The 8,468-nt window shown below is 63.6% G+C and carries 7 protein-coding genes, 1 pseudogene and 1 riboswitch; of the genes and pseudogenes, 5 read left to right on the top strand and 3 right to left on the bottom strand.

The genetic code is table 11. The features are described from left to right. A partial coding sequence (locus tag ACSSVZ_RS27465) for a DUF3363 domain-containing protein (RefSeq protein WP_453974049.1) occupies window positions 1-1,068 on the top strand: 1,068 nt, incomplete at its 5' end. A gap of 175 nt (window positions 1,069-1,243) precedes the next feature. Here the strand turns inward: ACSSVZ_RS27465 and ACSSVZ_RS27460 are convergent. The 3 genes from ACSSVZ_RS27460 to ACSSVZ_RS27450 are packed head-to-tail and all read right to left on the bottom strand — an operon-like array spanning window position 1,244 to window position 4,079. Further along, entirely contained in the window at window positions 1,244-2,011 is a 768-nt protein-coding gene (locus ACSSVZ_RS27460; RefSeq protein WP_453974048.1) for an ABC transporter ATP-binding protein, read from the bottom strand. Next, window positions 2,008-3,072 carry a FecCD family ABC transporter permease gene (locus ACSSVZ_RS27455; protein WP_453974047.1) on the bottom strand — a complete coding sequence of 355 codons (1,065 nt, stop codon included), beginning with the start codon at window positions 3,070-3,072 and terminating at the stop codon, window positions 2,008-2,010. Before ACSSVZ_RS27455 ends, ACSSVZ_RS27460 begins: the two co-directional genes overlap by 4 nt. Then, complete coding sequence (locus ACSSVZ_RS27450) at window positions 3,069-4,079, bottom strand: ABC transporter substrate-binding protein (protein ID WP_453974046.1); 1,011 nt, start codon at window positions 4,077-4,079, stop codon at window positions 3,069-3,071. Before ACSSVZ_RS27450 ends, ACSSVZ_RS27455 begins: the two co-directional genes overlap by 4 nt. Before the next feature lie 163 nt (window positions 4,080-4,242). After that, window positions 4,243-4,462, bottom strand: a riboswitch (cobalamin riboswitch). A 243-nt stretch (window positions 4,463-4,705) separates the two neighbouring features. Between ACSSVZ_RS27450 and ACSSVZ_RS27445 the strand changes: the two genes are divergently transcribed. The 4 genes and pseudogenes from ACSSVZ_RS27445 to ACSSVZ_RS27430 all read left to right on the top strand — a co-directional run. Next, complete coding sequence (locus tag ACSSVZ_RS27445; protein WP_453974045.1) at window positions 4,706-6,742, top strand: conjugal transfer protein TraG; 2,037 nt, start codon at window positions 4,706-4,708, stop codon at window positions 6,740-6,742. A 116-nt stretch (window positions 6,743-6,858) separates the two neighbouring features. After that, window positions 6,859-7,260: a ribbon-helix-helix domain-containing protein gene (locus ACSSVZ_RS27440; RefSeq protein ID WP_142849557.1), complete on the top strand. Its 402-nt coding sequence runs from the start codon at window positions 6,859-6,861 to the stop codon at window positions 7,258-7,260. Then, window positions 7,257-8,222, top strand: a complete 966-nt coding sequence (gene trbB / locus ACSSVZ_RS27435; protein WP_453974044.1) for a P-type conjugative transfer ATPase TrbB — start codon at window positions 7,257-7,259, stop codon at window positions 8,220-8,222. The genes ACSSVZ_RS27440 and trbB overlap by 4 nt, the downstream gene beginning before the upstream one ends. Window positions 8,223-8,234: 12 nt before the next feature. Then, window positions 8,235-8,372, top strand: a pseudogene (locus ACSSVZ_RS27430) (TrbC/VirB2 family protein); the annotation flags it as partial. Window positions 8,373-8,468 lie beyond the last annotated feature (96 nt).

Raw genomic sequence — 8,468 nt, 5'->3', positions numbered from 1 at the left:
GTTCAGGGGAATAGCGCTTCTTCGGCATTCTCAGCTCCAATGTTGGAGCCGAAATCTAACTCACAACAGTGGCCACTTGCCGGGGAGCAGGCCAATTACGCGATCCTCGACCCAGGAGACCCGACCGCGCAAACCGTCATCGGGCGGGTGGTGGCGCGCGGGCTGTCTGACGAACTCAAAGACCGCCATTTTCTGATCGTCGACGGGATGGATGGGCGGACCCATTACGTCGACATCGGCAGGGGCGAGGCGACCGAGCCGACACCGGACGGCAATATCGTGCGTGTGACGCCGAAGAACATCGAGCCTCGGCGCGTGGACCGAACCGTAGCAGAGGTCGCCGCCGCCAACGATGGGCGCTACACCATCGACCTGCACCTCACACACGATCCCCGCGCCACCGAGGAATACGCCGAGACCCATGTGCGGCGGCTCGAGGCCATCCGCCGCGCCACCGATGGCGTTGCCCGCGAGCCCAACGGTACCTGGATCATCGCGCCCGACCATCTCGACCGGGTGGTGGAATACGAGCGGAGCCAGGCTCGCGCAGCGCCGGTCATCGTGGAGAAGCTTTCCCATCTTACGCTCGATCGGCAAGTCGGCGCCGACGGCGCCACCTGGCTCGACCGCGAGCTCGTCTCGGACCATCCCGAGCTCACCCGCGACTCCGGTTTCGGCCGGGAGGTCCGTGAGGCCCAGGCGCGCCGCCGGCAATGGTTGATCGCCGAGGGCCTCGCTTACGAGGAACAGGATCGGATCGTCTATCGCGCCAACATGTTGTCGACCCTGCGTCGGCGCGAGCTTGCCCGTGTTGCCGGTCAGCTTTCCAACCAGCTCGGCCTCGCCTATGTCGAGACCCGCTCCGGCGAGCCGGTAGAAGGCACGCTCCGGCGCTCTGTCGAACTCGCCAGCGGCAAATACGCCCTCGTCGAGAACAGCCGCGAATTCACCCTCGTGCCATGGCGCCCCGTCCTCGAACGCCATATCGGCAAGCAGGTCTCCGGCATCATGCGCGGCGACGGCATCTCCTGGACCATCGGAAGGCAGAGGGGATTGGGGATTTCATAGATGTCTTGGTGAGAGACGGTTAAGCAGGGCGTGGCTCCAAAGGACAATCGCGGCGCCTGTGCAACAGACCGTGCTATGAGTAGGCATGTGGACATCGCAAGTCCCTGCCTTTGCCGCTTTTTCGAAAAGGCAGCGACGATGGCGATTGTGTATTTCCTTCCGGGTTCTGAAAGACTCAAGCCGCGGCGCTGGAAAAATGCAACAGCGGCGGCTTGTTCGGCGCATGGGATATGAAGTGGGTCTCGACCCCGAAAGTGACGCGCAGGCGCTCGGGGTCGAGCACCTCTTGTGGCGCGCCGCAGGCAGTGATTTCGCCGTTGTGAAGCATCAGGAGTCTGTCGCACTCCATCGCCTGGTTGAGATCGTGCAGCGCGATCAGCTTGGTGACCGGCAGGGCGCGTACCAGCGCGAGAATGGCAAGCTGGTGGCGGATGTCGAGATGGTTCGTCGGCTCGTCGAGTAGCAGGATTTCGGGTGATTGTGCAAGCGCGCGGGCGATATGCACGCGCTGACGCTCGCCGCCAGACAGCGTGTGCCAGAGCCGCTGTTCAAACCCGGCCATGCCGACATCGGCAAGCGCCTTCGCTACCTTGGCGCTGTCTTCCTCCCGCCAGGGGCGCAAGGGGGAAAGAAACGGGATACGCCCGAGCTCGACAGCCTCGCGCACCGTGATCCGGTCCGAGGTCTCGGCCTGCTGTTCCACCAGCGCCAGACGGTGCGCCCGGCTTCGCGCCGTCATCTTCGACATCGGGGCATCATCGAGAGTAACGCTTCCCTCGTCCGGCTTGCTCAGCCCTGCCAGACAGCGCATCAGGGTCGATTTTCCCGACCCGTTCGGCCCAATGAGCCCAAGGCACTCACCGGACCTCAATTGAAACGAAACGTTGCGCAGGATCGCCCTGCCCTGCACCGTGACCGAAACGTTCTTGGCAGCGAGCGTCATCTGTTGCGTCCTCCACGTATCAGGATAATGGCAAAGGCGGGCGCGCCGACAAGGGCGGTGATGATACCGATCGGCAAGACCTGTCCCGGCACGATCACCCGCGAGATTACATCGGCGGCGATCAGAAAGACCGCGCCGCAAAGGGCCGAAGCCGGCACCAGCCTGTCATGCCGCGTTCCCACCACAAACCGCATGGCATGCGGGATCACCAGCCCGACAAACCCGATGGAGCCAACCTTCGAGACCATGACCCCGACCATCATGGCGGTGACGGCAATCAGCGTTCCGCGAACCTGGCGAACGTTTATTCCCAGCGAGGCCGCGCTATCGGCGCCGAAGGTGAAGGCGTCGAGCGCGCGGCGGTGCCATATACAGACCGCGCACCCCACAAGGGCGGCCAGCATCGTGGCGGGCACATCCTCCCAGCGAACGCCCGAAAGATTGCCCATCAGCCAGAACATGATGCCGCGCGCCTGCTCGGCATTGGCGGATTTGGCGATGATGAAGGCGGTCAGCGCGTTGAACATCTGCGATCCGGCGATCCCGGCAAGGATGATGGCAGCGGCGGCCTGCGTTGCACGTCCGCCGCCCGACCCGCCGGATACGGCATGGGCTAGAAGGACCACCGAACCAAACGCCATGAGCGCCCCCGCCAATGCCCCCAAGGACATGGAGATGACGCCGGCACCGATACCGGCCACGCTGACCAGCACCGCGCCGGTGGAGGCTCCGGCGGATAGTCCCATGAGATAGGGATCGGCGAGAGGATTGCGCAACAGCGCCTGCAGGACCACACCAGTCAGCGCCAACCCCGCGCCACAGGCCGCCGCTACGATGGCCCGGCTCAACCGGTAACTCCAGATGATACCTTCGTCGATCCGGTCAACCGCATAGCCTGCATCCCACAACCGGTTGGCAATGGTTTGCAGGACCACATCGAAGGCAATATTCGTCTCGCCGATGGCGGTGCCCGCAAGCAACGCCAGGAGCAGAATCAGCGGCGCAAGCCAGAGCCATGTTAGGCTCTGGCCCCGCGGCAGGGGTAGAGCATCGCCGCTCATTCCTGCCCCTTGATCGCTGCGATTGCCTCGGCAAGTTTTTCAATCCCGTCAACGAGGCGCAGGGAAGGGGCGATCTCCTGCGGATCGAGCGGGACGATACGATCATTCTCCACCGCGTCCATGAAGCGCGTAACGGGGTCCTCCCTGAGAAAGTCGCGCTTCACGTCGATTGCATCCAGCGGGTAGCGGCGGCGTGCCAGATCGGGGGCGATGATCATGGTCGGATTGGCGCGCGCGATGGTTTCCCAGCCAACCGTCGGCCAATCGTCGATGATGTCGACAACATTCGTGACGCCAAGCGTCCGCGCCATGTAGCCCTGCACGCCGTTTTGTCCAGCCACCCAGGGGTCGCTTTCCCGGGATGCGGAGGAGTACCAGAAGACAGCGGAAATCCCCTCGCCAACATCCGCGACGCGCGCCTTCGCGCCAGCTTCGCGCGCCTTGAGATCGGCGATCAATGCCGCACCGCGTTCGTTTCGATCGAAAATCCGCGCCAGATCGGCAACCCCGTGATAAACTTGGTCGAGAACAAACGGCTTGTAGCGCGCGCCCGCGCCGCCGCTCGCCCCGGGGCCGATATCCGTGCATTGGTCCGGCAGCACATAGACCTCGATACCGAGATCCGCGAACTGCTCGGGCGTGCCGATGCGGCCGTTCGGGCCAATGGAGTTGATCAGATCGGCAATGACCAGTTGCGGGCGCTTGGCCACGATGCTTTCGAAGCTTGGCTCATTGTCACCCAGCCGCTCGATCCCCGCATTGACATCAGCAAATTGCTCCCACACATCGCTGCGCCAAAGTGCAGTGCCCTTCACGACATCGGCAAGACCCAGAGAATAAAGCAACTCCGTTCCGCCCTGGCCGATGGAAACAACGCGATCCGGCGCGTTTTCAAATGTGATTTCCTGTCCGCAATTTTCAATCGTCAGCGGATATTGTGTCGGCTCTGCCTGTGCAGTGGAAGTGACCGCTCCCAGAATGAATGCGGAAATGATGTAGGTCTTCATGAGGGCTCTTCCTCCCCGTAACAAGTCAGGCGGAGACGTGGATTCCATTGACGGACTCCAGCCTTGTGGTCACTTTGCCTGGCTTGAAAGGAGATACTTCCAACCGCAGGCGGCGAAAGTCACCGCTGCGGGAACCCCGCCCGACTCCGCGCCCCGCGGTTCGGTGAGTGACACGCTTGCGGCAGGTCTCCTGACTTCGCGGGTCCTAGCCTTATGCGCCGCCTTCCCGACATTTCGTCAGTGGCTAATGGCGCAAAGACTCGCCGCTTACAGTTGCGGGGGCAGTCACGGATTTGGCGCCTGATGGCTACACCACACCGTGTTCCCTTTTAATCCCTCCCGCCGCGTGGGGCGGGACAGGAACCGAAGCTGGCCGAAAGTAAAACACGGAGTACAGGAGGCGTGTCAATCGCAAATGATTTTGTCGCAGGGCATTTATCCCGGTGACCTTACGACTTCTGTCTATATTCATGGTGCTTCCCCATTGCTGCTCATAATGAAAGCACAATCGACAAAAGCCAATCCACGTGCGGTTCATCGCATTCCAGCGTACATAAAAGCCATAAGCGTTCCCGGCGTTCTGGGCGAATCTCGTTCCGTGTGCCTCAAGCAGCGGAACGACGTTCATGACTCCCACAAAGCTCCTCATCGGTCAGATCGCGGTCGTCTTCGCCATAGTCATCCTGGGGGTGTGGACGGCGACACAGTGGTGCGCCGACATGTTGGGTTACCAGGCGCAGCTCGGTAGCCCGTGGTTTGTCCTGTTCGGCTGGCCGGTCTTTGAGCCGTGGAAGCTATTCGAGTGGTGGTATTTCTACGAGGCCTATGCGCCGGAGGTGTTCGACAAGGCCGGGATGCTGGCAGCGGGCAGCGGCTTCATGGGGTGTGCCGCCGCCATCGCCGGCTCCCTGTGGCGGGCGCGGCAGAGCCGGCTCGTCACCACTTACGGGTCGTCGCGCTGGGCCGTGAAGGGGGAGATCGAGAAAGCGGGACTGTTTCGTCCGGCGGGCGTGTTCCTCGGCCGGCTGAAGGACCAATACCTGCGCCATGACGGGCCGGAGCATGTCATGGCTTTTGCGCCGACGCGATCCGGCAAGGGCGTCGGCCTCGTCGTGCCGACGCTGCTGACCTGGACCGGCTCGGCGGTGATCCACGACATCAAGGGCGAGAATTGGCAGCTCACGGCCGGCTGGCGGTCGAAGTTCTCCCATTGCCTGCTGTTCAATCCGACCGACCCGCGCTCCGCCCGCTATAATCCATTGCTGGAGGTGCGCAAGGGGCCGGACGAGGTGCGCGACGTCCAGAACATCGCCGATATCCTGGTCGATCCCGAGGGCGCGCTCGAACGCCGGAACCATTGGGAAAAGACCAGTCACGCCTTGCTGGTCGGCGCCATCCTGCACGTGCTGTACGCCGAGGAGGAGAAGACGCTGGCGCGCGTCGCCACCTTTCTGTCTGATCCGCGCCGGTCCTTCGCCGCGACGCTGCGGCGCATGATGGCGACCAACCATCTCGGCACGCCGGAGAACCCGAGCGTCCATCCGGTCGTGGCCTCGGCCGCGCGTGAGGTGCTGAACAAGTCGGAGAACGAGCGCTCGGGTGTGCTCTCCACCGCCATGTCCTTCCTCGGCCTCTATCGCGACCCTACCGTCGCGGCGACGACCTCGGCCTGCGACTGGCGCATTGCCGATCTCATGGATGCCGAACATCCGGTCTCGCTCTATCTGGTCATTCCGCCCTCGGACATCTCCCGGACCAAGCCGCTGGTGCGGCTGGTCCTGAACCAGATCGGGCGGCGGTTGACCGAGCGGCTGGAAGGAGACCCGAAGAAGACCCGCAGGCATCAGCTCATAATGATGCTCGACGAGTTCCCGGCGCTGGGGCGGCTCGATTTCTTCGAAACGGCGCTCGCGTTCATGGCCGGGTATGGCATCCGCGCCTACCTCATTGCGCAGTCGCTCAATCAGATATCCAAGGCATATGGCGAGAACAACGCCATTCTCGACAACTGCCATGTGCGCGTCGCCTTTTCATCAAACGATGAGCGGACGGCGAAGCGCATCTCCGACGCCCTCGGCACGGCGACGGAACTCAGGGCGCAGCGCAACTATGCCGGCCACCGGCTGGCGCCGTGGCTGTCGCATGTCATGGTCAGCCGCCAGGAGACGGCGCGGCCGTTGCTTACGCCCGGCGAGGTGATGCAATTGCCGTCCGCGGACGAGCTGGTGCTGGTCTCCGGTCTGACGCCGATCCGGGCGAAGAAACTCCGCTATTACGAAGATCGGAACTTTACCCAGCGTGTTCTGCCGGCCCCACATCTTTCCGAAGGTGGCTACGAGGACAAACCGGCATCGCGCCCCGACGACTGGAGCGGCCAGGTGCGCGATACCGACGACCGCCTGATGCCTTCCGACGAAGACGGTACCCGGCACGGTTCTCTTGTCGAGGAAGGCGGGCTCCAGCAGCAACGCCACCCGGGCTTGGCGGAAGAAGAGGTCGCGAAGCCCGTCGAGCCGGGGCAGCCGGATATTCCGGGGCTTGACGCGGACGAGTCGGATGTCGTCGCCGACAAGCGCGCCCTGGATCGGCTGTCGAAGCCGGCGCGCGTCTATGGCGTTAACGAAGCGATGGGGCCGGAGAAGGATATGCTCGAAGGATTCTGATCCCGCGCAAGCATCCGCATGTGATCGCATTCCGTCGTACATAAAGGCCGTAAGAGATTCCGGCGCATCCGGCGATCCTTGTCCTGACTTTTTCAAGACCGTCAGGGCAAGACTGCATGAAGCCGCGCCACAACATCTACATCGACGAGGAGACGAGCGCCGAGCTCGAAGCGCTGGCGGCCAAGCCCGGCGCCTCCAAATCCGCGATCATCACCGATGCGATCCGCCATTACATCCGGCACCGCGGCGCTCATGCGCTCGATGAGGCGCTGAGGATCCGCCTCGACCGGCTGACGCGCGAGAACAACCTGATCCGGCGCGACATCGATGTCCTGACCGAGAGCCTTGCCTTCTTCGTGCGGCTCTACCTCACTTTCAATGCGCACACGCCGATCCCGGACAAGGCGACGCAGGCGGTTGCGCAGGAACGCTACCAGAAATTCGTTGAGCAGGTTGGCCGCCAGATCGCGGGCGGCAAGCGCTCGCTCGGCCCCAGGGACGGGGAGGAAAACCCATGAGCACGACCGCCGAAGAGCGCCGCCGCGCCATGCTGAAGACCGCCATGGGGCCGGCAGTTGCCGAGGCCCTGTCCGACCCCGCCGTCATCGAGGTGATGGTCAACCCAGACGGCAGGCTCTGGATCGACCGGCTCGGCGAGGGACGGAGCGATGCCGGGCTGCGCGTTCACCCCTCCGAAACCGAGCGGATCATCCGCCTGGTCGCCTCCCATGTCCGCGCCGAGGTGCATGCCGACAATCCCATTGTCAGCGCCGAGCTGCCATCGGGCGAACGCTTCGAAGGCGTGCTGCCGCCGGTCGCATTGGCGCCGTGTTTCGCCATCCGCAAGCCGGCCGCGAAGATCTTTACCCTCGCCGACTACGTCCGTGCCCAGATCATGGTCCCGATCCAGGCCGAAGCCCTCAAGCAGGCTGTGCGGGAGCGAAAGAACATCCTGGTCGCGGGCGGAACCTCCTCGGGCAAGACCACGCTTGCCAATGCGCTGATTGCCGCGATCGCCGATTGCGACGAACGGGTCATCCTCATCGAGGATACGCGCGAGCTGCAATGCGCGGCGGTGGATTGCGTGGCGCTGCGCACACGGCCGGGCGTCGTATCTCTGGCCGATCTCGTTCGCTCGACCCTGCGCCTGCGCCCCGACCGCATCATCGTCGGCGAGGTGCGGGGCGCCGAGGCGCTCGACATGCTCAAGGCCTGGAACACCGGCCATCCCGGCGGCATCGCCACCGTGCATGCCAATTCCGCCCATGCCGCCCTCTACCGGATCGAGCAGCTCGTCCAGGAGAGCGTCAGCGTCATCCCGCGCCGCCTGATCGCCGAGGCGATCGATCTCGTCGTGTTTATCGCGGGGCGCGGCTCATCCCGCCGCATCGAGACCATCGCCGAAGTCGCCGGCATCGACGCCAACGGCGATTACGCGGTGACCACGCTTTCCTTGCCCCAACTGCAATCGCTCTCATGAAAGGACCTATCCATGCGCAAAAAGCTCCGATTTCTGTCGGCTACCGCCCTCACGTTTCTGCTCACGGCCCCGGCCTATGCGGCGGGCTCCGGCATGCCGTGGGAAGAACCGCTCCAGCGCATCCTGGAGTCGGTTCAGGGGCCGGTGGCCAATGGCCTGCTCCCCGGCAAGTGGCCACTGTTGTGAGTTAGATTTCGGCTCCAACATTGGAGCTGAGAATGCCGAAGAAGCGCTATTCCCCTGAAC

It is taken from the genome of Amorphus sp. MBR-141, assembly GCF_053628695.1.
The sequence above is the reverse complement of the archived record's forward strand: the minus strand, read 5'-3'. Positions and strand labels throughout refer to the sequence as shown.

Coding starts and splice junctions, on each gene's coding strand:
- ACSSVZ_RS27440 (WP_142849557.1), top strand. CDS start 6,859: ATGAAGCCGCGCCACAACATCTACATCGACGAGGAGACGAGCGCCGAG.
- ACSSVZ_RS27445 (WP_453974045.1), top strand. CDS start 4,706: ATGACTCCCACAAAGCTCCTCATCGGTCAGATCGCGGTCGTCTTCGCC.
- ACSSVZ_RS27455 (WP_453974047.1), bottom strand. CDS start 3,072: ATGAGCGGCGATGCTCTACCCCTGCCGCGGGGCCAGAGCCTAACATGG.
- trbB (WP_453974044.1), top strand. CDS start 7,257: ATGAGCACGACCGCCGAAGAGCGCCGCCGCGCCATGCTGAAGACCGCC.
- ACSSVZ_RS27460 (WP_453974048.1), bottom strand. CDS start 2,011: ATGACGCTCGCTGCCAAGAACGTTTCGGTCACGGTGCAGGGCAGGGCG.
- ACSSVZ_RS27450 (WP_453974046.1), bottom strand. CDS start 4,079: ATGAAGACCTACATCATTTCCGCATTCATTCTGGGAGCGGTCACTTCC.